Annotated in this window: 25 protein-coding genes; 13 read left to right on the plus strand and 12 right to left on the minus strand. The window is 65.9% G+C overall.

Going from position 1 to position 25,404, the window contains the following annotated elements; all coding sequences use genetic code 11:
* Positions 1-80: 80 nt before the first annotated feature.
* The 4 genes from CKO27_RS03950 to CKO27_RS03960 all read right to left on the minus strand — a co-directional run bounded on the left by CKO27_RS03950 (position 81) and on the right by CKO27_RS03960 (position 3,105).
* Positions 81-275, minus strand: coding sequence for a hypothetical protein (locus CKO27_RS03950; protein ID WP_200373586.1), 195 nt, complete (start codon positions 273-275; stop codon positions 81-83).
* 231 nt (positions 276-506) lie between these two features.
* Positions 507-2,399, minus strand: coding sequence for an AAA family ATPase (locus tag CKO27_RS03955; protein ID WP_242470718.1), 1,893 nt, complete (start codon positions 2,397-2,399; stop codon positions 507-509).
* A complete protein-coding gene (locus CKO27_RS24395) occupies positions 2,348-2,674 on the minus strand; it encodes a hypothetical protein (RefSeq protein ID WP_242470719.1) in 327 nt (108 codons plus the stop codon). The genes CKO27_RS03955 and CKO27_RS24395 overlap by 52 nt, the downstream gene beginning before the upstream one ends.
* A 2-nt stretch (positions 2,675-2,676) precedes the next feature.
* Positions 2,677-3,105: a hypothetical protein gene (locus CKO27_RS03960; RefSeq protein ID WP_200373587.1), complete on the minus strand. Its 429-nt coding sequence runs from the start codon at positions 3,103-3,105 to the stop codon at positions 2,677-2,679.
* Between the two features lie 109 nt (positions 3,106-3,214).
* On the opposite strand from CKO27_RS03960, the gene CKO27_RS03965 reads away from it, so the two are divergent.
* The gene (locus CKO27_RS03965) at positions 3,215-4,276 is read left to right on the plus strand and encodes a helix-turn-helix transcriptional regulator (protein ID WP_200373588.1); all 1,062 of its coding nucleotides are present in this window, start codon (positions 3,215-3,217) and stop codon (positions 4,274-4,276) included.
* A 213-nt stretch (positions 4,277-4,489) separates the two neighbouring features.
* Here the strand turns inward: CKO27_RS03965 and CKO27_RS03970 are convergent, their stop codons facing one another.
* Positions 4,490-5,839 carry a histidine phosphatase family protein gene (locus CKO27_RS03970; RefSeq protein ID WP_200373589.1) on the minus strand — a complete coding sequence of 450 codons (1,350 nt, stop codon included), beginning with the start codon at positions 5,837-5,839 and terminating at the stop codon, positions 4,490-4,492.
* Between the two features lie 659 nt (positions 5,840-6,498).
* On the opposite strand from CKO27_RS03970, the gene CKO27_RS03975 reads away from it, so the two are divergent.
* From CKO27_RS03975 to CKO27_RS03985, 3 genes are read left to right on the plus strand one after another with little or no spacing between them, the layout of a single operon-like run.
* Positions 6,499-7,521: a glycosyltransferase family 2 protein gene (locus CKO27_RS03975; protein WP_200373590.1), complete on the plus strand. Its 1,023-nt coding sequence runs from the start codon at positions 6,499-6,501 to the stop codon at positions 7,519-7,521.
* Between the two features lie 53 nt (positions 7,522-7,574).
* Positions 7,575-9,164 (plus strand): ArnT family glycosyltransferase, encoded by a 1,590-nt coding sequence (locus CKO27_RS03980; protein ID WP_242470725.1) that lies wholly within the window; start codon positions 7,575-7,577, stop codon positions 9,162-9,164.
* 53 nt (positions 9,165-9,217) lie between these two features.
* Entirely contained in the window at positions 9,218-10,069 is an 852-nt protein-coding gene (locus CKO27_RS03985; protein WP_338115875.1) for a phosphatase PAP2 family protein, read from the plus strand.
* 102 nt (positions 10,070-10,171) lie between these two features.
* Here CKO27_RS03985 and CKO27_RS03990 read toward each other — a convergent pair whose 3' ends face one another.
* Together CKO27_RS03990 and CKO27_RS03995 are read right to left on the minus strand one after the other, a co-directional pair.
* Positions 10,172-11,794, minus strand: a complete 1,623-nt coding sequence (locus CKO27_RS03990; RefSeq protein ID WP_200373592.1) for a sensor domain-containing diguanylate cyclase — start codon at positions 11,792-11,794, stop codon at positions 10,172-10,174.
* A gap of 23 nt (positions 11,795-11,817) precedes the next feature.
* On the minus strand, positions 11,818-12,642 hold the full coding sequence (locus tag CKO27_RS03995) for an ABC transporter substrate-binding protein (protein ID WP_200373593.1): 825 nt from the start codon (positions 12,640-12,642) through the stop codon (positions 11,818-11,820).
* 160 nt (positions 12,643-12,802) lie between these two features.
* On the opposite strand from CKO27_RS03995, the gene sdhC reads away from it, so the two are divergent.
* The 9 genes from sdhC (at position 12,803) to CKO27_RS04040 (ending at position 21,172) form a co-directional block, all read left to right on the plus strand.
* On the plus strand, positions 12,803-13,186 hold the full coding sequence (gene sdhC / locus CKO27_RS04000; RefSeq protein WP_200373594.1) for a succinate dehydrogenase, cytochrome b556 subunit: 384 nt from the start codon (positions 12,803-12,805) through the stop codon (positions 13,184-13,186).
* The gene (gene sdhD / locus CKO27_RS04005; RefSeq protein ID WP_200373595.1) at positions 13,183-13,527 is read left to right on the plus strand and encodes a succinate dehydrogenase, hydrophobic membrane anchor protein; all 345 of its coding nucleotides are present in this window, start codon (positions 13,183-13,185) and stop codon (positions 13,525-13,527) included. The genes sdhC and sdhD overlap by 4 nt, the downstream gene beginning before the upstream one ends.
* A 7-nt stretch (positions 13,528-13,534) precedes the next feature.
* Positions 13,535-15,298, plus strand: coding sequence for a succinate dehydrogenase flavoprotein subunit (gene sdhA, locus CKO27_RS04010; RefSeq protein WP_200373596.1), 1,764 nt, complete (start codon positions 13,535-13,537; stop codon positions 15,296-15,298).
* A complete protein-coding gene (locus CKO27_RS04015) occupies positions 15,298-15,990 on the plus strand; it encodes a succinate dehydrogenase iron-sulfur subunit (RefSeq protein ID WP_200373597.1) in 693 nt (230 codons plus the stop codon). The genes sdhA and CKO27_RS04015 overlap by 1 nt, the downstream gene beginning before the upstream one ends.
* A 1-nt stretch (position 15,991) precedes the next feature.
* Positions 15,992-16,273, plus strand: a complete 282-nt coding sequence (locus CKO27_RS04020) for an FAD assembly factor SdhE (RefSeq protein WP_200373598.1) — start codon at positions 15,992-15,994, stop codon at positions 16,271-16,273.
* A 3-nt stretch (positions 16,274-16,276) separates the two neighbouring features.
* Entirely contained in the window at positions 16,277-16,741 is a 465-nt protein-coding gene (locus CKO27_RS04025; RefSeq protein ID WP_200373599.1) for a protein YgfX, read from the plus strand.
* Between the two features lie 47 nt (positions 16,742-16,788).
* On the plus strand, positions 16,789-17,799 hold the full coding sequence (gene galE / locus CKO27_RS04030; RefSeq protein ID WP_200373600.1) for a UDP-glucose 4-epimerase GalE: 1,011 nt from the start codon (positions 16,789-16,791) through the stop codon (positions 17,797-17,799).
* A 128-nt stretch (positions 17,800-17,927) separates the two neighbouring features.
* Complete coding sequence (locus CKO27_RS04035; RefSeq protein WP_200373601.1) at positions 17,928-19,502, plus strand: AAA family ATPase; 1,575 nt, start codon at positions 17,928-17,930, stop codon at positions 19,500-19,502.
* 95 nt (positions 19,503-19,597) lie between these two features.
* Positions 19,598-21,172, plus strand: a complete 1,575-nt coding sequence (locus CKO27_RS04040; protein ID WP_200373602.1) for an AAA family ATPase — start codon at positions 19,598-19,600, stop codon at positions 21,170-21,172.
* Between the two features lie 30 nt (positions 21,173-21,202).
* Here the strand turns inward: CKO27_RS04040 and CKO27_RS04045 are convergent, their stop codons facing one another.
* The 5 genes from CKO27_RS04045 to CKO27_RS04065 form a co-directional block, all read right to left on the minus strand.
* The gene (locus tag CKO27_RS04045) at positions 21,203-22,543 is read right to left on the minus strand and encodes an ATP-binding protein (RefSeq protein WP_200373603.1); all 1,341 of its coding nucleotides are present in this window, start codon (positions 22,541-22,543) and stop codon (positions 21,203-21,205) included.
* Positions 22,540-23,238, minus strand: a complete 699-nt coding sequence (locus tag CKO27_RS04050; RefSeq protein ID WP_200373604.1) for a response regulator transcription factor — start codon at positions 23,236-23,238, stop codon at positions 22,540-22,542. Before CKO27_RS04050 ends, CKO27_RS04045 begins: the two co-directional genes overlap by 4 nt.
* A 17-nt stretch (positions 23,239-23,255) precedes the next feature.
* The gene (locus tag CKO27_RS04055; RefSeq protein ID WP_242470720.1) at positions 23,256-23,477 is read right to left on the minus strand and encodes a PepSY domain-containing protein; all 222 of its coding nucleotides are present in this window, start codon (positions 23,475-23,477) and stop codon (positions 23,256-23,258) included.
* 125 nt (positions 23,478-23,602) lie between these two features.
* Positions 23,603-23,896 (minus strand): hypothetical protein, encoded by a 294-nt coding sequence (locus tag CKO27_RS04060; protein ID WP_200373605.1) that lies wholly within the window; start codon positions 23,894-23,896, stop codon positions 23,603-23,605.
* A gap of 111 nt (positions 23,897-24,007) precedes the next feature.
* Entirely contained in the window at positions 24,008-25,369 is a 1,362-nt protein-coding gene (locus CKO27_RS04065) for a DegQ family serine endoprotease (RefSeq protein ID WP_200373606.1), read from the minus strand.
* Between the last annotated feature and the right edge of the window lie 35 nt (positions 25,370-25,404).

Below are 25,404 nucleotides of genomic sequence, written 5' to 3' on the forward strand. Positions count from 1 at the left end.
CAGGGTTCGGAGCCGTTTGACGGTACGGATTTCAGACATCAGGACATTGGGGGCAGAATCTCATGGCGATGTCATTATAATCAATATCTTAATGTGAAATGCACTGTACTGAGCAGCAGGCCAAAGGATTCGCCCTCGTGCTTACTGATCTTCTTACCTTTCCGCGGTTTGGTCGCGCCGGCCCTGGCGCGGATATAATCGGAGGGAAAGGTCTCGATGCTGGAGATCAGCAGGCTTTGGAAGGCGTAATCGCCAAGATGGACAATGACTGACATGGTGTATCCGTTTTAGTTGTCTCGGATGGATCGCCGGAGAGGCGTCTACCGAAGTCATCCGAAATGAAGCCAGTCTCTAGGCTTCGATCGCCACCGCGCGGGTGGCAAACACTCCGCGCGGAGGATCCGATGTCGCGTCAGAACAACAGCACCAGTTGAAAGGCGATTGAGTGTGCGCCTGGAACCATCGACAGACTGTGGTACAGGCGACAGTTCCAGCGCCGGTTTTGGCTAGACCGCTTGGACACCGTCGCGTGGCTTGAGCCGACACTCCGCCGCCAACCGGCGCAAGAACTGCTCGGGCGTCAACCTCTCGCCGATCAAGGTCTGCTGCCGGCAGACGTTGGCGACGTCGCCCGGCGTCAACCCCTGAAGCCCGTCGAGAGACCGCGCCAGGTCCGGCGGAATCGTCGCGGTTTCGTCCCCGAGCGCCTCGCGGGCGAAGAGTCCCCGCCGCTGCGCCGGGTTGAGGGCGCGAAAGCCCAGCTTGAAGTCGAAGCGCCGCAGTGCCGCCCCATCAATGCCGGCCATCAGGTTGGTCGCGGCGATGAAGATACCGGGGTAGGTTTCCATCTGCTGCAACAGTTCATTGACCGCCGTGCGCTCCCAGGAATGCCGCGCCTGCCGCCGATCGCTCAGAAAGCTGTCGACCTCATCGAGAAACAACACCGTCCGCGTCGGATCGCACTCGCGGAACAACCGCGCCAGGTTCTGTTCGGTCTCCCCGACATAGGGCGAGATCAGGTCCGACGCCTGCCGCGCGATCAACTCCCGATCCAGCGCCTCGGCCAGCACCTCGGCGAGGGCGGTTTTGCCGGTGCCGGGCGGGCCGTAGAAGCAGAGACTCCCCCGACCCTGGCGGTGCAGCGCCTGAGCGATGGCACTCGGGGCCAGGCCGCCCGTCAGGTTCAGGTAGGCGACATCGAAATCCGTCGCCGGGGTGCGGCGTCGCGGCGCCGGGGCGCCGTGCAGCAGAGTGCGCAGGGCGGCCACGCCGGCGCGCACCGTCGCCTCGGGCGGGGCGGCGGGACGCAGGTCGAGTAGCCGGCGTGCCGCACCCAACTGGGCCGGGGCGAGCGCCGGATCGGCGGCCAACTCGTCGAGCAGGTCGGGCGCGAGTCCGCAGCCCCCCAGATGCCGCTCGGCCATCTGCCGGCGCACCGAGCGCGGCGGGGTGACAAAGGCCACCGGCAGCAGGAAGCGGCGCAGAAAGGCCGGATCCATGCCGTCGGTCGCATTGGCAATCCAGAGTGCCGGCACCCGGTTTTCCTCCAGGATGCGGTTCATCCAGCCCTTTTGTTTGCCGGTGACGCTCTGCCCACGCAGCAGGGCGAACAGATTGTCGCCGGAATCGAAGACATCCTCGACCTCGTCGAAAATGAGCAGGGCGTCATGCCGACGGGCCAGCAAGCGTTGCGCCAGCAGATAGGCCGACAGCCGCCCCCGGCGCGACAGCCCGTCGTCCTCGTCATCGGCGCTGCGCACCTGGTAGGCGGTGAGTCCGCAGGCGGCGGCCACGGCGCGCGCGAGTTCGGTCTTGCCGGTGCCGGGCTCGCCGTGGAGCAAGGCATTGACCCCGACCGTGCCGGTCCGTGCCGCCTCGCCCAGCACCTCGGTCAGGCGCGCGCTCTCGGCCGCCAGATGCGGAAACGACACCAGATCCCAGACGGCGGGGGGCGCGGGCTCGATCAGCAGCGCGAGCAGCGCCGCGCCGTCGGTGGGCGCGGCCTCCAGCACCTCGCGCAGCAGGTCGCTCGGGCGCAGGAAATCTTCCAGATCCGAGGGGTCCGCGTCGTATTGGATCAGCCCCAAGGCGCGCAGCGGGGCCTGCCGACTCAGGGTCTCGCGCAGCGTCGCGGCAGAGAGTCCGAGCAGAGCGGCCAATCGTGGCAGATTGACCCGCGCCGGCGCCCGCCCGCATTCGCGCAGCAGTACGCGCAATGGTTCGACCAGGGTGTGCTGGTCCAGAAAGTCCAGCACCCGCAGCGCCGCTGCATCCAGGTCAAACTGCTCGCCGAGCAGGGCGACGGTCGGCGACAGGGGTGCCGCATCGTCGGCCCTCGTCAGGTGTGTCAGGACGGTGCGCGGCACGGACTGGAAACACTGCCGCAGACGCTGGCGCAACCAGCGGTCATGCTGAGGGGGGCGGGCTCCTCGTCCCCATCGTCCGGCCGTTCGTCATCCTCGTCGTCCGGTTGGGTCACGAAGGACGCGACCGTGCGCGGATGGAGCACGGGCTGCAGTAACTGCCATAAAGCGCCGAGGAAATCGGGATCCTGGAAGCGTGGCTTCAGGTCCGGTGAGCCTTGGAGCATCTGCAAAACGTAGAGGGCGAGACGCCGCTCGGTGGCCGGAACGGCACTGACATCGGTCAACCAGAAGGTCCGCAGATGCGTCATGTTCAGCACTCCTCGTCCGCCGCCTGGAAGCGACGACTGTCATAGTGGAAAGTCACGAACTCGCCGCGCGCGGGGCCTTCGTCCAGCAGTAGGCCGAGCACGATATCCAGCGGCTCGCGGAAATAGGTGCTGCCGGCGGCGTCCTCGCGATCGAGCACGGGCGTTTCCAGGATCTCGATCACCACGGCGGGTTGACCGTAGCGGGGGATGCGCTTGTTTTTCAGTCCGGGTTTCCACGCTACGAGCTGACCGGGGGTGAAGCGCTGGCGCTGGACGAAGGACTGGTAGCGTTCGCGCAACACCGCGCCGGGATCGCCGCACGGATCCTCCAGCGGTTCGTCGTCGAGCAGGTCGAACGGGTGCTCCTCGCTCAGTCCGATGCGCGCGAGCAGTTCGTGCGAGGACAGTTCCTGGGGCTTCTGGCGTGACATGGCGGATTCCTCTCGGTCCGGTTGGGCGGGGTCTGGACGGCCCCTCGGGGGGGCTTGGAGGGCATTAAAGCCCATCGACGCGAAAGACCTTTTCGCATAGGCTCGCCTCATGAGTGCCACCCATGACACCCGCATCAAACGCCTGAAACGCCTCGTCGCCGTCTTGCCGCCGGCGGGGACGGGCCAGGAGCACTGCCCAGACGGCCAACGTCTACTCACGGTGCTCGGCGAGGACTACGGAACCGGCGACGAGAAGGCACGCCGGCGGTCTCTCCAGCTCGATCTCAAGGATCTGGTCGAGGAGGGACGCATCGAGGCGGCCAATCCGGGCGGCAAGCCCCGGCACTACCGGCGCGCCGGCGCGGATCCCGAGGACGCGCCGCTGCTTTGGCACTACACGCTGCAACAGATCCAGGATCTGGTGGCCGACGCCGTGCCGCGGCGTCAGCTCAACCGCATCTGGGAGCGCTTACTGGCCGAGGACGTGGGGCCACGGCTCGACCGCGACCGTCTGCGGATCGTTCCCGACACCCTGCGCTTGCAGCCCGTCGAGCTGTATCAAGATGTGCTGATGGCGGTAATCACCGCACTGGCCAATGGTCTGGCCCTGGAGGTGCGCTACCGCCGTGCCGGGAAAGACCCCGCCCCGGCCCGGCTGCATCCGCAGGCGCTGGTTCAGCGGGGTCCGATTCCCTACCTCCTGGCCCTGAAGAACCACGAGGAAGCGCCGGTGCGGTTCTATGCCCTGCACCGGATGCTCAGCGCCACCGCCTTGGTTAACGTGTGTGCGCGTCAGGCCGAGGATTTCGATCTGGACGTAGCCATCGCCGAGGGCGTGATCGATTTTGGTCAGGGCGACTGGATCGACCTGGAACTGCGAGTGCGCGGCTACCTGACAGACCTCCTCACCGTCTGCCCGCTGGAACCGGGCCAGCGCTGGAAAGACGAACCGGACGGCACGGGCTTCGACATTCGGGTCTGGGCAACACTGCCCTCGACCGGGCAATTGCTGCGCTGGCTGCTCGGCGCGGGAGACAATGTCGAGGTGGTGTCGCCAGCGGAGCTACGCCAGACCGTGGCGGTGCAGGCGGCGAAGATGGCGGGGATCTACGGCACGGCATGCGGTGCGGCTGTTTCCGGAGCCGCCGGTGTTTCCGGGGCGAGTGACTAGATGGTCGGTCGCGAGGTGGGTGAATCCTGGAGACTCATGACGGAATACTCTAATCCGGTCTGGCTGGTGGGTGGACCTCCCCCCAACGCATCGGCGAGACCGAGGTGACGCACCAGGCGCGCCAGGACCGAAGGACGGATGCACGCCGGGCGATCCGCCATCCAGCCAGCCGCCGAGATGGCGGAACCGCTATCTCACTTTCTGCCCCGCGTGCTAATTCAATGGAACATTGTCTAACACGCCAGGTGGCACCTCGTTCCAGAAAGGTTGCACATATCTCTGGTCGATGGCTTCCGTCAGAAGGTTGGCGAAGCTGTCGAAACTGACATCCAGGTTTGCGGCCGAGCGGCGCCCCCCTGGGATCGTCAGTTGCATGGTCGCGGGCGGTTCTTCCTGGGTCAGGGGTGTCAGATTCCGCAGTTGATCGAAGGTCTGCGCGGTGAAGTAGGCGCGCACGAAATACTCTTGTGATTCGTTGGACTGTCGCAGCTCGAAAACGAGCGCGCCACCCGGCGGACAAAAGTCCGGTTGATAGCCGGGCAGTGTCCAATGGAGGTTAAGAAGCCCCGCCAGCCCAACGACGTAGACATCGGAGCTGGTAATGACAAAAATCCGCGATTGGGCGTCACCAAATGCGCCACGAAGCACGTCTTGATCGTTGTGCCAGCCATCACGTCCGATCGAGGGTGTGACATTCCACCATTCCGCAGGCGGGAAATCCGGTGCCCGGCCGAAACCATGATCGGGACCAGGCGGCTGGCCGCCGAAGACGACTTGATTCATGGTGTGAAGGACGTGAGAGGCTGCGTTCGAGCTTTGCGCTCGGCTGACATAGGGTTGCTGCATGGCTATGTTGAATTCCAGCACAGAAAGCCGCGTCAGTTGGGAGAGTGTTTCTAATGACAGCCGGCCCCAGGCGACATCCTCAAGCGCGAAGCCATCCGCGTATTGCATGACAAAGGGATCGGTTGCGGCATTCGTGGCCGCCAGTCCGCCGCTATCGATGGACGTGCCTGCATAGTTAGCCTGAGGATAAGCCGTCAGCGTCATGGGTTGCGAGGTTGGATCAACCGAGCCCTGTGCCGCGCCGGGTGTTGGCTGTGTTCCTGGCGGATAGAGCAGACCACGAACGAGGGACAGTTCGCCGCTATAGGCGGACGTCAGTGCGGTTCCATCACCGAGAATGCCCTGAGCTTCGGTCGCGGCGCGCGCCGGGTCGATTGTCACCACCTTCGCCGCAACGGGATCGAACACAGGGTCCGGCTCGGCGGCTGTGCCGGTATTGGGGTCGGCGATTCTGTAGGCGTGAACCGGTACGGCCGCGCCAGGGATCAACCCTTCACCAAATTTGGTGGCGGTGACGAAGGAGCGCTGAATGGAATTGGCACGAAAATAGGAGCGAGACAAATCCGTTTCAGTGTCACCCGTCAGAAGCCCTTCGTGAAGCAGATAGTCGCGGAAGTAGGAACCAAGAAGACCGGCCGCCCGCTGTCCATTTGGGGTCAAATAACCCCTCTTCACCCCGGCGAAGCTGGGATAAGGATCGACGGCGAATTGTTCCAAGGTGGATGGATCGGTTGTGGTTGAGCGGATGCTATGGCGGCCGAAGATGATGATCTGCCGAAGCGTGGTGCCGTCATCGGTATCCGCGATGGTTTGCGCAAGACCCGGAACTGAAGATGCGAGCGCAAGTACCAGACCGGTCAGAATCGCATGGCGTTTAAAAGGATTAATGGCGCACCTCCAGACTCATGAATAGAGTGACTCGTTTTGCTCGGCGTGGATTTTTGGCGTGTAATTGGAATTCCAGGGGCAGTATATGCAAATCGTCAGCACGGCACACGTCGGCTGTCCACTCGACCGCTGACGCCGACCGACGAAGGACCAGTGAACGCTAATGGGACGAGGCCGTCAGTGACAGTAGCGGGCTCAGTGACCGGTCTGGCTCGATTTCCGACTGTCGGTCGCGAGCTGGGCGAATCGTGGAAACGCATGACGCAAGACGCAAGACTCTTGGAGACAACAGACACGGGCGGATCCCGGTCAAGATCTTCACCATTCATGCGCCTAAGCCGCGCGGGCGCGCATCGAGCTTCCCGATCCGCTCAACTCCGCTCAACGTCCTGCCGCCTCTGGCCTGCGAGCGGTTGAATTTTCCCTCCGGACCCTTTAGCTTGCCGGCGCTGGGGCGGCTTCGCCCTGAATCTATGGATGCCCGCTTGATGTCCCTCTCCGTCGCCAATCCATCGTCCGCCGAGCGGCGGCCCGCGCTCTCGGTCGTGATCCCCATGTATGAGGAGATCGACAATGTCGAGCCCCTGGTCGCGCGGGTGCATGAGGGCTTGGCCGATTATCGCGGCGACTGGGAGCTGATCGGCGTGGACGATGGCAGCCGCGATGGGACCGGGGAGCGGTTGCGGGAAGTCGCGGAGCGCGCCGGGCCGCATCTGCGGGTGATCCGGCTACGCCGTAACTTCGGCCAGACGGCGGCGATGCAGGCGGGCTTCGACGCGGCACGCGGCGAGCTGATCGCGACCCTGGACGGGGATCTGCAGAACGATCCGGCGGACATCCCCCGGATGGTCGATGAGCTGCTGGAGCGCGATCTGGATCTGCTGCAAGGCTGGCGGCGCCAGCGCCAGGACGCGCTGCTGATGCGCAAGATCCCCTCGCGGATCGCCAACGCCCTGATCGGCAAGGTGACGGGCGTGGCGCTGCACGACTATGGGTGCAGCCTCAAGGTCTATCGCGCGGAGGTCATCAAGGAGGTGCGCCTGCTGGGCGAGATGCATCGCTTCATTCCGGTCTGGATGGCGGGGGTGACCGCGCCCCAGCGCATCGGCGAGACCGAGGTGACGCACCAGGCGCGCCGGTTCGGCGTCTCCAAGTATGGGATCTCGCGCACCCTGCGGGTGTTGCTGGATCTGCTCGCCGCCTTCTTTTTTCTACGCTTCGGCTCGCGGCCGGGTCACTTCTTCGGCTCCATCGGCCTCCTCTTCGGGGGGCTTGGAAGCCTGATGATGACGCACCTGCTGGTGGTCAAGTTCATCCTGGGTGAGTCGATCGGACAGCGTCCGCTGCTGTTCGTCTCCATCCTCTTTCTGGTCGCCGCGATTCAATTTCTCACCACCGGTGTGCTGGCCGAACTCCTGACGCGGACCTTCTACGCGACCGGCGAGCGCACCCATCACCGCATCCGCTGGGAGTCCAATCCCGAGTCGGCTGGCTGGAAGGTTTACCCATGAATACAGACGCAAGTCTCACGAAAGCGGGCGCTCCGCGCGGTTGGCTGCACGCGATGCGGGCGGTGATGACCTCGCCGCTGCTGCTCGCTCTGGTGATCGCCCTGAGCTTTTTCTGGTCGTTGGGGTCCATGCCGCTCTACGACCTGGACGAGGGCGCCTTCACCGAGGCGACCCGCGAGATGCTGGCGAGCGGCAACTTCATCACCCCGCATAAGGACGGCGAGCCGCGCTACGACAAGCCGGCGCTCATCTACTGGCTGCAAGGCGGTTCCACCCAGGTGCTTGGGTTCAACGAATTCGCGTTGCGCCTGCCTTCCGCGCTGGCCGCGACCCTGTGGGTGATGGCGCTCTGGCTGTTCGTGCGCGAGCGGTTGGACGCGCCGACCGCGACCGTCGCCGGTCTGGTGATGGCGCTGAGTCTTCAGGTGTCGCTGATCGGTAAGGCGGCGGTCGCCGATGCCCTGCTCAATCTCTTCATTGTCCTGACCTTTTTCGAGATCTACCGCTTCTATCTCAACCCCGATCCCAAGGCCAATCGGGGCGCGATTCTCCGCGCCTATCTCTGGATGGGGCTCGGCTTTCTGACCAAGGGGCCGGTCGCGGTCTTCTTTCCGCTGGTGGTCAGCTTTCTGTTCTTTCTCTCCGGGATCCGCTGGTCGAAACCGAGCCTCCTGGCCTTCGGGCGCTGGTTCAAGGCGGCGTTCGACCCGCTTGGCTGGCTGGTCTTCCTGCTGGTGGCCGGTCCCTGGTATCTGGCGATCTATCTGGACAATGGCGCGGGCTTCTTCCGGAGCTTCTTCCTCGATCACAATCTCGGGCGCTTCGGCGACGCCATGCATGGTCACGGCGGATTTCCCGGCTATTACCTGGTGATCCTGCTCCTGATCCTCTTGCCCTTCACCGGCTGGCTGCTGAATCTGGTGAAGAGCTACCGCTCGGCCTGGTCGGATCCGCTGGATCGCTTCCTCTGGATCTGGTTCCTGGTGGTGATCCTTTTCTTCTCCTTCTCCGGAACCAAGCTGCCGCACTATCTGCTCTATGGCGCGACGCCGCTGTTCATCCTCATGGCGCGCCATCGTGATGCTCTGACCAATCGCTGGCTGGCGTTCGCGCCGCCCCTGATCTTTTTCGCTCTGCTGGTGGCGCTACCCTTCATTCTCGACGTCGCCATGGTGCTGGCCAAGAAGCCCTATGACGCCATCCTGCTTGAGGAAGGTCGGATCGCGATCGATCGGGAATACGGCGTCGTCGCCCTGGCCGGCTTCTTTCTCACGGTCCTGCTGTTCTGGTGGTCCAGGCCGGCGCTCTGGCCGCGTCTGGTACTGGTGGGGATCATCCAGACCCTGGTGGTCTACGGCGCCCTGGCGCCGCGCGTGCTCGATACCATGCAGGGGCCGGTCAAGGAGGCGGCGCTCTTGGCCAAGCGAATGGATCTGCCGACCGTCGTCTACCGGACCTCGATGCCGAGCTTCAGCGTCTATCGCGAGGCCATCACGCCGAGCCGTGTGCCGCGACCCGGCGAACTGGTCTTCCTGCGGGTCGATAAGCTGGAGCAACTGACCAGGGACAACCCTGGGTTGAACCTTGAGCTGGCCTATCATCGCGGCCCGGTGGCCCTGTTGCGGGCGCGGCCGGCCGAATGATGGGGAACTCCGAACGCGCGGGCCGGCTGTCGGAGGCTGCGTCAGATCTCGTCGTGCGGATCCGTCGCTGTGATTTCCGGCGCGCCTGGGGCGAGCGCCTGACGGCCGGAGCCGTCCGGACGCCCCTGGACGCGCCGGGCGGGGATCGCTGGCTGTTGAGCTGGGTCCTGGTGGGCGCGATCGTCGGGGCCAGTCTGTTTCTGGTCTGCGGCTATCACGCCGGTTTTCTGAGGCTTAACGCCCTCGCGGCCGAGGTTCCGGGCTGGATCTGGCCGTACCTCACGGTGCTGGGTGACGAGCGGGTGGCCTTCGCCCTGACCCTGTTCTTCTCGCTGCGTTATCCACGGCTGTTCTGGACGCTGATCCTGGCCGCCGTGATCGCGATCGCCATGGGTCGGGGCCTGAAGCTGCTCTTCGACGCGGCCCGACCACCGGCCGTGCTGGCGGCGGACCTCTTCAATCTGATCGGGCCGTCTCATCAGCGGGCCAGCTTTCCATCCGGTCACAGCCTGACGGCCGCGGTCTTCCTTGGTGTTCTGATCCATCAGGCGCGGTGGGTCGGGTGGCGGGCGCTCCTTACGCTGCTCGCGGTCCTGGTCGGGCTGAGCCGGGTCGCGGTCGGGGTGCATTGGCCGGTCGACGTGGCGGCGGGTCTGACGATCGGGGCGCTGGCCGCCTGGATCGGTGGACGACTGGCCGCGCGCTGGCCGGGGCCGGCGACCCATGTGGGCGTCCACATGGGTTTCGTGCTGCTGGCCTCTCTCATGGCGCTCGGCCTGATCTTCGACGATGGCGGCTACTCGGAGGCGGCGTCCGCGCTGCGCCTGCTCGGGCTGGCCGCCATCGGGAGCGCCATCGGACACTACGTCCTGCCTCCGCTGAAAGCCGCTCGTCTGGGTGGCTGACCCGGCCTCGGAGCGCGATTTTCCGCCCATCCTTCGACTGCTCGACAGGCTCACAGCTCAGGATGAACGGAAAATCGGTAAAGTCTTTCCCTGAAATCCGCTTCAAGCGACCGGCCGGCGATCCATGGGCGGATCCGGGCCATGGAGGGCGTCGACTCGCTGGGACGGAGTTTCCCCGAAACCGCCGGCAATCTCGACGCGATTCCGTCCCCGATGCTTGGCCGCGTAGAGCGCCTGGTCGGCGTGTTGGATGAGCGATTCAAGGGTGTCGCCATGTTCCGGGTAGCTGGCGAGCCCCAGGGACAGGGTCGCGCGCAGGCTGAATTCGCCAAAGGGAACCACCAGCCCGGCGAACGCCCGCCGCAACTGCTCGGCGCGCTCGATCGCCGCGGGGAGCGGCAATTCGGCCAGCAGGAGCAGAAATTCCTCGCCGCCGATGCGACAGACGATGTCGACGGAGCGGGTCTGGGCACGCAATAGCTCGGCCAGCGCCACCAGTATGCGGTCGCCCCCTGGGTGTCCATAGGTGTCGTTGACGATCTTGAAATGATCGATGTCCAGCGCCGCGACGGTGAGCGCGAGGCCATTCTGTTGGACGCGCAGGAAGACGCGCGCGCCGGCGTCATCGAGGTAGCGTCGATTGTGCAGGCCGGTCAGTGGATCGAGCATGGCCAATTGCTCCAGCCGTGCCTGTTCCGCCTCCTTCTGGCGCATGTGCTCGCGAAGTTGTTGATAATCGCGCGCCGCCTGTTCGGCGCGCCGATGGTCGGCGGTGATGCGCCGGAGCTGATAGAGCACCGCGACGCTCAGCAGCATGACAACGGTTAGCACGGAGAGCACCAAGCGCAGCACCGGATCCCTGGCCCGTCGCCATTCGGCCAGGACGTGCTCGTAGGGGATGTGGGTCGTCACCATGAAGGGGAAGCGGCGCGAGGCGCGATAGGCCCCCAGGGTCGGGCGTCCGGCCAGCGAGGCTTGGGTGAACGCGCCGATTTCGACGCGGGGCGGGATGCCGGACTGAAAGGCGATCGCGCCGGGCTCGACCAGGCCGGGCGGTCGTCCTGGGTCGGTGGTCAGCACCAGGGTAGCGTCGTAGCGGAAGACCTCGACGATACCGTGGAGATCCTCCAGGTTGCGCATGTACTGGTTGACGAAATAATCGACGTTGATCGCCGCCACCAGCCATTGCCTCCTTGGCCCATCGCCGATGGCCATGATGGCGGGCAGGAAGGTCCGCGCGGCTGGGTCGGTCCCGTTGGCGGCGATGGGCCGGCTGTCCCGAATATCCCGGCCTTCGCGCGGGCGGCCGAAGCGGAGCGCATCGCCGCTGGCGGCGAGTGGCGGTAGGACATCCTCGATCTCGATCCGGGCTCCCAGGTTGGCTGGATTCGAGCTGGCGATGAGGCGCCCATCGGCATCGGCCAGCGAGAGCGAGCGCAGATAGGGGGCGTGACGCACCGCGCGGACCAACTCGTCGGGTTTCTCCAGCACCTCATTCTCGATCAAGGCCCGCAGCGTCAGGTCGATCACACCCAGGTTCTGCGTCAGAAAATCCTCGGCGGTGCGCGCGTGGATGGCGGCGAAGGCCCGCTGAATCTCCAGTCCGGCATGATAGGTCTGGGTCAGGTGCAGCAGGGTGCCAAGCGTGATGGTCACGAGGAGGGTGCCCAGAAAGATGGTCAGCCCGGCCTCGCGGGACAGATGAGTGCCGGCGGTTCGGGGCATCCGCGAGGCTCCCGACACGCCGCTCAGTCGCCGAGGACGACGATCGGTTCGAGCCCATGGTGCCTGGCCGCCGTCAGCAGACGGCCATCCTGGCGGATCTCGGCGACGAAACGATCCATCCGCTCCAGCCAGGCCGGGTCTCCGGGGGCGACCGCGTAGGCGTAGGGCGTGAGGTGATAGGGTGTGGGCGCCGAGAGGAGTCGCGCCCAGTCGACGGTATCGAGCATGCGCCGGCCGTAGGGGTAATCCGTCATGAAGACATCGGCCCGACCGGATTCCACTTCCTGTTCGCGGGCTTGGGGTGTGTCGAGCACCAGCAAGGTGGCCGCCCTCAACTTCTGGCGCATGACCGGCTCGTGATAGGTGCCGCGCGCCACGGCGACGACGACGCCCGGCTGGTCGATATCCTCCCAGGTTTGGATGTGGCGGTTGGAGCGCGTGGTGACGGCCTGGATGTCACTGCGCAAATGCGGGCGCGTGAAGCGCAGGGACTCGGCGCGCTCCGGCGTGATGCCGATGGCGAACATGGCGACGTCGCAACGGTCGTCGGTGAGATCCGCGATCAGTCTGGAGAAAGAGCTATCCACGAACCGCGCCTGAACACCCAGATCGCTAGCCAGCTCGCGCGCTAGGTCGATATCGATACCGGACAGCTCCAGGGTTCTCGGGTTGCGGAAGGTGATCCCGTAATAGTCCGGCCAGATGCAGACGCGCAGCTCCCCAGCGGCGGAGACGCGATCGAGACGCCCCTCCGCCTGGACGATGGAGGCCGCCAGACTCAGCGTGAACAGCAGGAGTCCGAGCGGGATAAGTCGCCCGCATGGGTTGGTGAACTGAAGCGGCGACATGGGTGGCACCCTGGATTGACGGATAAGGACGCGCGGGTTCCATTATCCAGGAAACGGTGGCTGAACGCTTCCGATGACCGCCTTCGACGAAAGCAGTTGATGGAGCGGACAATAAGTCGATATCCTGTTGCGCTGCACAATAGACTTGGTTCGTTGGAGCATGCAAACATCCAGACCCGTTTTCCTGGAGCCGTGGCGCATCAAGCTGCCGCTTCCGGGCGTCGTTTCCATCCTGCATCGTGTCAGCGGGATTCTGTTGGTCCTGTCCATCCCATTCTCCGCTTACCTCTTTCATCAGGCGCTCTCGGGGCCGGAAGGGTTCGCCGCGACGGCCGCGTTGCTGGGCTCCTGGCCCGTTGAGCTGGCGCTCCTGCTCTTGCTCTGGAGCCTGCTCCATCACCTGCTGGCCGGCATCCGGCATCTGGCGCTCGACATGGGGTTTGGGTTGGATCGTCCCATCGCCCGTAAGACGGCCAGGATCACTCTGATCGCGGTGCCGGTGCTGTTGATCCTCACGCTCGCCCTGGGAGGGCTGACCGCATGAGCCGCCAAGCCTCCGGACTCATGGCCTGGCTGATTCAACGCGCCACGGCCGTCTATCTCGCCTTTTTCCTGGTTTATGTCCTGATCCATTTCACGCTGAACGCGCCGGCCGATCACGCGGCCCTGAGCGCCTGGGCGACCCGTCCCTGGGTGGCGCTGGGGCTGATGCTGTTCGTGCCGGTCCTGCTGGCGCACGCCTGGGTCGGCATCCGCGACGTGCTGATCGACTATGTGCATGCGCTCGGCGCGCGCATCGGTCTTATGCTGCTGTTCGGCTTCGTCTTCATCGCCTCGGGGCTTTGGGCTCTCAAGGCGATCATCACCGCTGGTCTCGGAGGCTAACGCCCGCATGAGTCTTCCAACACGCCATTTCGACGCGCTCATCATCGGCGCGGGCGGCGCGGGCCTGAATGCCGCCCTGCAACTGGCCAGCGCGGAGCTGCGCGTGGCCGTGGTCTCCAAGGTCTTTCCGACCCGCTCCCACACGGTGGCGGCGCAGGGCGGGGTGAACGCGGCGCTCGCCAACATGATGCCGGACTCCTGGCACTGGCATATGTTCGACACCGTCAAGGGGTCCGACTATCTGGGCGACCAGGACGCCATCGAGTTCATGTGCCGCGAGGCCATCCCGACGGTCTATGAGCTGGAGCACGCCGGCGTGCCCTTCTCGCGTCTGGACAACGGCAAGATCTATCAGCGCCCCTTCGGCGGTCAGAGCCAGAATTTCGGCGGCGATCAGGCGGCACGCACCTGCGCGGCGGCGGATCGCACCGGCCACGCCATCCTGCATACCCTCTATCAGCAGAACATCCGCGCCCGCACCCATTTCTTCGATGAGTTCTTCGCCATCGATCTGGTGCGCGATGCCGAGGGTGTCATCTGCGGCGCGCTGGTGCTGGAGATCGAGACCGGGGAGCCGCTGCTGATCGAGTCCAAGGCGACCCTGCTCGCCACCGGCGGCTGCGGTCAGGTCTTCCGCACCACATCCAACGCCCACATCAACACCGGCGACGGCACGGCGATGGCGCTGCGCGCCGGCATCCCGCTGATGGACATGGAGTTCTTCCAGTTCCATCCGACCGGCATCGCCGGCAAGGGGATGCTGATCACCGAGGGCACGCGCGGGGAGGGCGGTTATCTGATCAACAAGGACGGCGAGCGCTTCATGGAGCGCTACGCCCCGCGCGCCAAGGATCTGGCCAGTCGCGACGTGGTCTCGCGCGCCATCGTCACCGAGGTCAAGGAGGGTCGCGGCTGCGGCGAGCATGGCGATTACGTCATGCTCAAGCTCGATCATCTGGGCGAGGCGGTGATCTCCAAGCGGCTTCCGGGTATCCGCGAGTCGAGCAAGATCTTCGCCGGCTGCGATCCGGTCATCGAACCGATCCCGGTCTTCCCGACCGCGCATTACGCCATGGGCGGCATCCCGACCGACCGCTTCGGCCGTGTCGCCATGCCGGCCGGTCATGGCTCCGAGGAGGTCGTGGCCGGGCTCTACGCCGCCGGCGAATGCGCCTGCGCCTCGGTCCACGGGGCCAACCGGCTGGGCGGCAATTCGCTGCTGGATATCCTGGTATTCGGACGTCTAGCGGGGAAGGACATCATCGACTTCGTGCGCGAGAACCCCTACCAGCGGACCGCCGACTCGGCGAGCCTGGACTGGGCGATGGCGCGACTCAGCCGTTGGGACCAGAAGGGCCAGGGTATCCCGGTCCAGGAACTGCGCGCCGAATTCCGCAAGTGCATGGAGGATCACGCCGGCGTCTTCCGCACCGAGGCGATCATGTCCGAGGGCGTCGAGAAGCTGCGCGAGATCCGCGCCCGGCTGCCCGAGGCGCGCCTGACCGATCATTCCAAGGTCTTCAACACCGCGCGCATCGAGGCGCTGGAACTGGAGAACATGGTCGATGTCGGCTTCTCCATCGCGGTCTCCGCGCTGCATCGTCAGGAGAGCCGAGGCGCGCATTCGCGTCCCGACCATCCCGAGCGCGACGATCAGTCCTGGCTCAAGCACAGTCTCTACTACCAGGACGGCGATCGCATGGACTACAAGCCGGTGCGCACCAAGCCCCTGACGGTCGAATCCTTCCCGCCGAAGGAGCGAGTCTACTAATGAGAATCAGCGTCTACCGCTTCAATCCGGACACCGACACCAAGCCCCGGATGCAGGACTACGAGGTCAAGACCTTCCAGGGCATGATGCTGCGCGATGCCCTGCTGGAGGTGAAGAAGCAGGACGAGTCCTTCAGCTTCCGTCACTCCTGCGGCGAGGGTGTCTGCGGATCCGACGGTGTCAACGCCAACGGGACGAACGTGCTCGCCTGCATCACCCCGATCAGCGAGCTGAAGACGCCGATCCAGGTACGTCCGCTGCCGGGCCGTCCGGTCATCCGCGATCTGGTCGTCGACATGACCCAGTTCTACGAGCAATACCGCGCGGTCAAGCCCTATCTGGTGCGCAAGGATCCGCTGCCCGAGCAGGAGATCCCGCAATCCCCGGCCGATCGCGACAAGCTGGATGGACTCTACGAGTGCATCCTGTGCGGCTGCTGTTCCACCGCCTGCCCGTCTTTCTGGTGGAACCCGGACAAGTTCCACGGACCGGCCGCGCTGCTGCAATCCTGGCGCTTCCTGGCCGACAGCCGCGATCAGGCGACCGAGGAGCGTCTCGATGCCCTGGAAGGGCCGTACAAGCTGTTCCGCTGTCACAGCATCATGAACTGCGTCGAGGTCTGTCCCAAGGGGCTGAATCCCACGCGCGCCATCGGCCATATCAAGGAACTGATGCTCGACAAGGGGCTTTAGGATGGACCCGCTCGTAGCGGACGATGAGCAGGAGATCCGGCGGCTGCGCTGGCAATGCCGGCGCGGGATGCTGGAACTGGACCATCTGCTCGACCGCTTTCTCGATCTCGGTTACGCCGATCTCACGACGGCAGAGCGGATCGGGTTCGTCGCCTTGCTGGGCGAGCAGGATCAGCGCCTGAGCGATTGGTTCATGGCGCGCGCCGAGCCGCCGGATCCGGGGATGCGCGCCCTGGTGGCGCGGATCCTGGAGGTCGTCCGCGAGCGTCCGCGCGGTGCCTGACCGATGGGCGACCATCGGGCCACCCCGCCGCTCGTCATCCATCCGCGACTCTCCAGGCGGCTCGCCATCCATGCCGCCTGGACCCATGGCCTGGCGTTCGCGGTCGCGACCGCGTTGCCGATCGGCCTCTTCGTGATTCCGCTGATGCTCGCGATCTCCGTCAGCGCGATCGAGGTGTTCCTGGTCAAGGTGCTGAGACGCGCGCCCTGGTCGATCCGCTCGGCGACCTGGCGCTCGGATGGATCCTGGCTCCTGACCTTCGTCTCCGGCAAGGAACGCGAGGCCGAGCTCTCGCCCGCGACCTTCGTCGGTCTTCCGCTGATCGTGCTCAATTTCCGTCTCGGCCGGCGGCGCCGATGCGCGCTCCCGCTCTGTTCCGATGCGCTCGACGCCGATTCGTCGCGACGCTTGCGCCAACGCCTGCGTATCGAGGGCGGGCGCCGGGCATTGACGCCGGAGGCCGGTTGAATCGGATACACTGAGTCCAGGTCTCGAACATCAGGAGTGGACGTGCGATGCGGGTACTTGTGACGGGTGGCGCTGGATATATTGGGAGTCATGCCTGCGTGGAACTGCTTCAGGCGGGCCTGCGGGTGGTGGTGGTCGACAACCTGTGCAACAGTAAGGATGAGTCGCTGCGGCGGGTCCGCGAAATCACCGGCAAGAGTCTGGGGTTCATTCAGGCCGACCTGCGCGATCGTCAGACCCTGGACGAGATCTTTCGCGAGGGCGCCTTCGATGCCGTGGTCCACTTTGCCGGGCTCAAGGCCGTGGGTGAATCGGTCGAGCAGCCCCTGGCCTATTACGACAACAACATCCAGGGCACCCTCACGCTCTGTCAGGCGATGGCTGCGGCGGGCGTCAGGAACATCGTCTTCAGCTCCTCGGCGACCGTCTATGGCGATCCGGCCTCGGTCCCGATCCGGGAGGATTTTCCGCTCTCCGCGACCAATCCCTATGGACGCTCCAAACTCTTCATTGAGGAGATTCTGCGCGATCTCCAGGTCTCGGACCCGCGCTGGAACGTCGCGCTGCTGCGTTACTTCAATCCGGTCGGCGCCCATCCGAGCGGGCGTATCGGCGAGGATCCCAACGGCATCCCGAACAATCTGATGCCCTATATCGCCCAGGTGGCGGTGGGCAAGCTCCAGCGCCTGCGGGTCTTCGGCAGCGACTATCCGACCCCGGACGGAACAGGGGTGCGCGACTACATCCATGTGGTGGATCTGGCGCGCGGCCATCTGGCGGCCCTGCGCAAGCTCCAGGGGGATCCGGGCGTGGTCGTCTACAATCTGGGGACCGGGCGGGGCTACAGCGTGCTGGAAATGGTCGCCGCCTTCGAGCGGGCCTGCGGTCGGTCCATCCCCTACGAACTGGTCGAGCGGCGGGCCGGCGACATCGCCACCTGCTATGCCGATCCGACCCTGGCGTTCGAGGAACTGGGTTGGCGGGCCGAACATGGGATCGAGGCCATGGTGAGCGACGCCTGGCGCTGGCAGTCCGGGAATCCGAACGGTTTCGACTAATCCAGCCCCTGTGCAACCAACCGACTGATTGTCCGCGCCCATCGGCGCCGCGGACGGATGGGATGCAGCCGCTGCCCGGATCCGCTACCGTGGCGAGCTTCCCAGACCATCCGAGCGCGGAGGTACCGATGCGTTTTTTCACCACCGAGGGACCCGTCAGGGCCGAGGATCATTACTTCCTGCCACCCCTGCAACGCTGGGATCTGGCGGAGATCCTGACCCTGATCGAGCGGAAGAAATATTTCCTGCTCCACGCCCCGCGCCAGACCGGCAAGACCACCTGTCTGCTGGCGCTGATGAAGCATCTGAATCGGGACGGGCGCTATCGGGCGCTCTACGCCAATCTGGAAACCGCTCAGGCGGCACGCGAGAACGTTCCGCTGGCGATGACCGGTATCGTGCAGACCCTGGCCAACAGCGCACGGCTCTGGCTTAAGGATCCGCACGCCGAAGCCCTGGCGCGCCAGGTGCTGTCGGAGCAGGCCGCGACGGTCGCGCTGGAACAATACCTGACCCACTGGTGCGAAGCGTCGCCGCGGCCGGTGATCCTGCTGCTCGACGAGGTCGATGCCCTGGTCGGGGACACCCTGATCGCCCTGTTGCGCCAGATCCGCGCCGGCTACGCTCAACGGCCCGAGTCGTTCCCCCAGACGGTGATCCTCTGCGGGGTGCGCGATTTGCGCGACTACCGCATCCATGCCAGCTCCGAGTCCGAGGTCATCACCGGCGGCAGCGCCTTCAACATCAAGGCCAAGTCCTTGCGGCTGGGAGATTTCACCGCCGCGGAAGTGGCGGCCTTGCTCCAGGAACATACGGCCGAGACCGGGCAGATCTTCACCCCGGAGGCGCTGGCGCGCGTCTGGGAGTTGACCCTGGGCCAGCCCTGGCTTGTCAACGCCCTGGCCTACGAGACCTGCTTCGAGATTCGGGAGGGTCGCGACCGCGCCCATCCCATCGAGGTCGCCTTGATCGATCGGGCCAAGGAAAATCTGATCCTGCGTCGCGTCACCCATCTGGACCAACTGGCCGACAAGCTGCGCGAGCCGCGGGTGCGCCGGGTGATCGAGCCGATGCTCGCCGGTGCCCTCCTGGGCGAGGTGCCCGAGGACGACATCCAGTATCTGCTCGACCTGGGCCTGTGCCGGATGGCGCAGGGTCAGGGCCTGACGATCGCCAATCCGATCTACCGCGAGGTGCTGCCGCGCGCCCTGGCCTTCACGCCGCAGGCGTCCTTGCCCCACATCAGTCCAAGCTGGCTGAATTCCGATGGCGGTCTGAATCCCGAGCGTCTGCTGGAATCCTTCCTCGCCTTCTGGCGCCAACACGGCGAGCCGCTGCTCGGAAGCGCGCCCTATCACGAGATCGCCCCTCACCTGGTGCTGATGGCCTTTCTGCAACGGGTGGTCAACGGCGAGGGGACGCTGGAGCGCGAATATGCCATCGGTCGCGGACGCATGGATCTCTGTCTGCGTTATCGCGCGGTCACGCTCGGGATCGAGCTGAAGGTGTGGCGCGACGGCGCGCCCGATCCGCTCGCCGAGGGGCTGGTGCAACTCGATGGCTATCTGGCCGGCCTGGATCTGGACAGCGGCTGGCTGATCGTCTTCGACCGGCGTACCGGACAGCCGCCGATCGGCGAGCGGCTGGCGCGCGCCGAGGCGCTCAGCCCCCAGGGACGGCGCATCCAGGTGGTGCGGGTCTGAGCGGGCAACGCTGGTTCCAACGGTCAGGGAGCGGGCGCGCCCATCGGCGTGGCCGACATGGCGAAAGCCCGGACCATTCGCGCGGAGAGTCACAGATGCGTTTTTTCACCACCGAGGGGCCTGTCAAGGCCGAGGATCATTATTCCCTGCCACCCCTTGAACGCTGGGATCTGGCCGAGATCCTGACCCTGATCGACCGGAAGAAATATTTCCTGCTCCACGCCCCGCGCCAGACCGGCAAGACCACCTGTCTGCTGGCGCTGATGGAGCATCTGAATCGGGACGGGCGTTACCGGGCGCTTTACGCCAACATCGAGGGGGCGCAGACGGCGCGTCAGGATGTCGCGCGCGGGGTGGCGACGATCTGCAGCGTGCTGGGGCGTTCCGCGACGCTCTATCTCCAGGATCCCGGCATCGACGTCTGGTGTCGCGGCACCGGCGTCGGAGTTCCGGCCGATGATCGCCTGACGCACCTGCTCGGCGTTTGGGCCGCCGCCGATCCCCGGCCGGCGGTGCTGCTGCTCGACGAGGTCGACGCCTTGGTCGGAGACACCCTGATCGCGCTGTTGCGCCAGATCCGCGCCGGCTACGCGCAGCGGCCCGAGTCGTTCCCTCAGACGGTGATCCTCTGCGGGGTGCGCGATCTGCGCGACTACCGCATCCATGCCAGCTCCGAGTCCGAGGTCATCACCGGCGGCAGCGCCTTCAACATCAAGGCCAAGTCCTTGCGGCTGGGGGATTTCACCGCCGGGGAAGTGGCGGCCTTGCTCCAGGAACATACGGCGGATACCGGACAGGTCTTCACTCCCGAGGCGCTGGCGCGCGTCTGGGAGTTGACCCAGGGCCAACCCTGGCTGGTCAATGCCCTGGCCTACGAGACCTGTTTCGAGATGCCGGAAGGTTGCGACCGCGCCCGTCCCATCGAGGTCGCCTTGATCGAGCAGGCCAAGGAGAACCTGATCCTGCGTCGCGTCACCCATTTGGACCAACTGGCCGACAAGCTGCGCGAGCCGCGGGTGCGCCGGGTGATCGAGCCGATGCTCGCCGGCACCATCCCACGGGAAGCGGCGGAGGACGACCGCCAGTATCTGGTGGATCTGGGCCTGTTGCGCCGCGACGGGGCGGGCGGTCTGGTGATCGCCAATCCCATCTATCGCGAGGTGCTGCCGCGCGCCCTGGCCGGGGGTCCGCAAGACTCGTTGCCCCACATCAGTCCGAACTGGCTGGATCCCGACGGCGGTCTGAATACCGAGCGATTGCTGGAATCCTTCCTGGCCTTCTGGCGTCAGCACGGTGAGCCGCTGCTCGGCAGCGCGCCCTATCACGAGATCGCCCCGCATCTGGTGCTGATGGCTTTTCTACAGCGGGTGGTCAACGGCGAGGGGACGCTGGAGCGCGAATACGCCATCGGTCGCGGGCGCATGGATCTCTGTCTGCGCTATCGCGCGGTCACGCTCGGGGTCGAGCTGAAGGTGTGGCGCGACGGCGCGCCCGATCCGCTGGCCGAGGGGCTGGTGCAACTCGATGGCTATCTGGCCGGACTGGATCTGGACGGCGGCTGGCTGATCGTCTTCGACCGGCGTACCGGACAGCCGCCGATCGGCGAGCGGCTGGCCCGCGCCGAGGCGCTCAGCCCCCAGGGGCGGTGCATCCAGGTGGTGCGGGTCTGAACGACTCGCGGCGTTGCCCCGAGCCTCGGGCTACCCCGGCAACCGCAGCCGAAAGCCGGCTCCGCCCAGTTGACTGGATTCGACCCGCAGCTCGCCTCCGTAAGCCTCGCCGATCTCGCGGACCACGGCCAAGCCGATGCCGTGTCCGGGGGTCGCCTCGTCCGCCCTGGCGCCGCGCTCAAGCAGGCGGGCCGCCTGGTCGGGCGGGATGCCGGGGCCGTCGTCCTCGATCAGGAGCGTCAGTGTGCCCCGTGCGGTTTCGGCGGAGAGCCGGATCCGCTGGCGGCACCACTTGAAGGCGTTTTCGAGCAGATTCCCCAGCATCTCCAGCAAGTCGCCCTCGACGCCGCGAAAGAGGATCGCGGGATCGATCTCAAGGGACAGGGTCACCGGCTTGTCGCGGTAAACCTTGGTCAATGAGGCGATCAGGCGTTCCGCCGCGCGTCTGACCGGAACCGGCGGGGCCAGGATCGCGGCCTTTTGATTCCCCGCCCGCGCGCGCTGCAACTGATATTCGACGATGTGCCCCATGCGCGTCAGTTGCTCCTGGATCAGCTCGGCGTTGGCCGGCGGGACGCGCGACTCTTCCAACGCCCCGCGCATCACCGCCAGCGGGGTCTTGAGACTGTGGGCCAGATCGCCGAGCGTGTTGTCCAGGCGTCGCTGACGCGCCCGCTCGTGGGCGAGCAGGGCGTTCAGATTACCGGTCAGGGCCTGGATCTCCCGTGGATAGCGCCCCTGGATCTGGGTCTGACCGCCGGCCTCGATGCAGGCGACTTCGCCGGCGACCCGCCGTAGTGGCTTGAGTCCCCAGCGCAGGATGAGCACCAGGCTGACGAGCATCAGTGCGGCCATGGCGCCGAGCCAGCCGGCGAGGCTGGCGCGAAACTGGGCCACCTCCGACTCGAAGGACGAGGCGTCCTCGGCGGCGATGAAGGTGTAATCCCTCGGCACGGGTCCGGTCGCCCAGGTGACGCCGAAGGCGAGCAGGAGATAGTCCCGACGGTCGCCTCCGGGCCGTCGTTCGAACCGGCGTTGTCCGGGCGCGAGTGGCTGGGGCTTTGGAACCTCCGCGCCGATGGCGGACGGGGAGGTCCAGATGGGGTCGCCCAGCGCGTCCAGCACCTGGGCGTAGAGACCGGAGTCGGGCAGCGTCAGGCGCGATTCGGCGAGCGCGTTGGGGAAGACCAGACCTTCCTCGCCTTCCTCGCCCGCGGCCATGAGCAGGAAGATCTGGGCTTGCAGCCGCTCCTCGCGCGCGGAGAAGACGGCGTCGCGCACCGCGCGTTCGAGTGCCAGGCTGGTCAGCAGGACGAAGAGGGCGAGCACGGCGGCGGCCGAGAGCAGCACGCGCGCGCGCAGCGACATCATCCGCCGCCGTCCTCGCTGGCGTCGCGCGTCAGGGTGAGACGATAGCCGCGTCCGCGCAGGGTCTCGATCGGTCCGAGGGATCCGTCGGGGTCCAGCTTGCGGCGTAGCCGCCCGACCAGCACCTCGATGACATTGCTCTCGCGATCCTCGTCGTGCGGATAGAGCCGATCGGCCAGGGCCTGTTTCGAGAGCACCTTGCCCTGGCCGCCGGCCAGTTGTTCCAGCAAGCGGTATTCGTAGGCGGTCAGTTCGACCGGACGGTCCTCGATCCAGACCTTCTCGGCGGTGAGATCCAGCCTGAGCGGTCCCAGCCGCAGCTCGCGCGAGGCGGTCCCGGCGGCGCGCCGGACCAGGGCGCGCAGACGCGCCAGCAACTCCTCGCTGTGGAAGGGCTTGACCAGATAGTCATCGGCCCCGGCCTCCAGTCCCTCCACCTTGTCCTGCCAGCGGTCGCGGGCGGTCAGGATGATAATCGGGAGCTGGCTCTGTTGGGCGCGGAGGCGGCGGATGATCTCCAGTCCCGGCATCCCCGGAAGTCCGAGATCGATGACGGCCGCGTCGAAGCTGAATTCCGAGGCCAGATAGAGCCCTTCCGGACCATCGCCGGTGCCCTCGGCGATCCATCCATCCTGGGCGAGACGGCCGACGAGCTGTCGGCGCAGCTCCAACTCGTCTTCGATGATGAGGATGTGCATGGCGCTGGCGGTCTCGGTCAGCGGCCCGGCACGAAGACGTAGCGAACCGATCCGTCGGGCGTCAGCACCTTGACCTGGTAGCCGCCATCGGCGGGCTTGACGGCCAGCACGCGGCCGCCGGTCTGGCGCTGCGCGATCTCGCCTGCCTGGGCCGGCGAAATCTGATTGGCGGAGGCTGGCTGGACGAGAGAGAGCGCCAGGGCGATACAGGTCGCCAGCGCAAGTTTGGACAGTGGCATCTCGAATCGGCTCCCTGACTGGATTGGGCTCCCGCGCGAATCTAGCACAGTCGAGGCCGGCGGCGGGTTGGGTGACCCCGCCGTTCGTCCCGTTTGGCTGGCGGGGCCTGACCTCGCTTCCAGGGTCATCGATAGATGATGGTCAGTCCATGGCCCAGGTACTCGCGAAACGCCCGGTCGGGGTGCCCATGGCGTCTCGCCTGTCTTGGCGTATCGACATGGATCCGGGCCAGTCCCCGATGGTCCCTATGCCGATGGGACCATTTCGAATGCCGCGGCGGGGGTGAGTTCCAGCGCTCGCTCTGATAATCGTGGCGCCAGTGATCGCGCGGACCATGGGCGGAGGCCAGGGCTGGGGTCATCAAGGCGCCAGCCACGACGGCGGCGGACAGCCAGGTCATGAGTCGAAGGCTCTTCATCGGATGATCTCCTCGGGTGGCGCGACGGGAGCCCTTTCTCCCGTCGTCGAGGTCATCCTATCCAAGCCTTCCTGAATCCAGCCTGAACCGGCGACAACCCGCCCGTGCGCCTTAACGTCGGGCGAGCAGGACGAGATCGTCACCACGCTGGATGCGCAGACTGAAGAGTCCCTTGGAACTCCGGAGCACGGTGGCGATGTCGCGCAGGCTACCGATCCGTTGGCCGTTGACCTGGACGATGCGATCGCCCTCGCGCAACCCGGCCAGCCAGGCGGGGCTGTCGGGATCGACCGTTCCGACCGGGATCGCCGGAACGCCGCCCTGAGTGTCCAGTTCGCCGAGCACGGCGCCCGCCAGGCTGGGGGAGACACGCTCCCCCGATACGAAGTCACGGTAGGGATCGGCGATCTTGCCGTTCAGCCGACGCGGCTTGCCGTTGCGCACGACATCCAGCTCCACCGGCTCGCCGACCCGCAGTACCCCGAACTGATTGCGCAGATCCGAAGAGCTTCGCACGGGTTTGCCGTTGAGCGTCAAGATGACATCGCCTTCGTGCAGGCCCGCGTCGGCGGCGGCGGAGCCCTTGTCCACGGTCGTGACCAGGGCGCCCTCGCGGTTGCGAATGCCCAGCGCGCCGGCGAGTTCGTCCGTCAGATCCTGCACCCCGACGCCGAAGAGTCCGCGCCGCACGGCGCCGAATTCGGCGATCTGGTCCATGATGGCGCGCGCCATGTTGGCTGGAATGGCGAAACCGATGCCGATGTTGCCGCCGCCGGGCGCGAGGATCGCGGTATTCATCCCCACCAGCTCGCCGCGCAGATTGACCAGTGGGCCGCCCGAGTTGCCGGGATTGATGGAGGCGTCGGTCTGGATGAAGTTCTCGTAGCCCTCGATGCCCAGCCCGGTGCGTCCCAGACCGCTGACGATGCCCGAAGTCACGGTCTGTCGCAGGCCGAAGGGATTGCCGATGGCGACCACGAAATCCCCGACCTGGAGCCGGTCGGAATCCGCGAAGGGCAGGGCGGTCAAGTCCTTGGCGGGGATGCGCAGGACCGCGACATCGGTCTCCGGATCGCTGCCGATCAGGGTCGCGTCCAGGGTTCGGCCGTCGTGCACCGTGACCTTGATCGCGTCCGCCTTGGCGATGACGTGATGATTGGAGAGGACGAGTCCGCGCTTGGCGTCCACGATGATCCCCGAGCCGAGGCTGTTGTTCTCGCGTTGCTGGTGTTCGCGCGGGATTTCGAAGAAGTGTCGGAAGAAGGGATCCCGGAGCAGGGGATGATCCGCCGCCTCGATTCGGGTGACGGTCGAGATGTTCACGACCGCCGGAACCACCTGTTCCAGCATGGGCGCGAGCGTCGGCAATGGCTGGCCCTCGACCGCTGGGGGCCATCCGGCCCCGGCATCGGTCAGCGGGATCAGGAGCGCGGCAAGCAGGATGAAACGGCTGGGACGGTTCTCTGTGTGCATGGGTCGTTGAGGATGTGACGGGATGAAATCGAGAA

The sequence above is a fragment of the Thiocystis violacea genome (assembly GCF_016583575.1).
Classification (GTDB): domain Bacteria; phylum Pseudomonadota; class Gammaproteobacteria; order Chromatiales; family Chromatiaceae; genus Thiocystis; species Thiocystis violacea.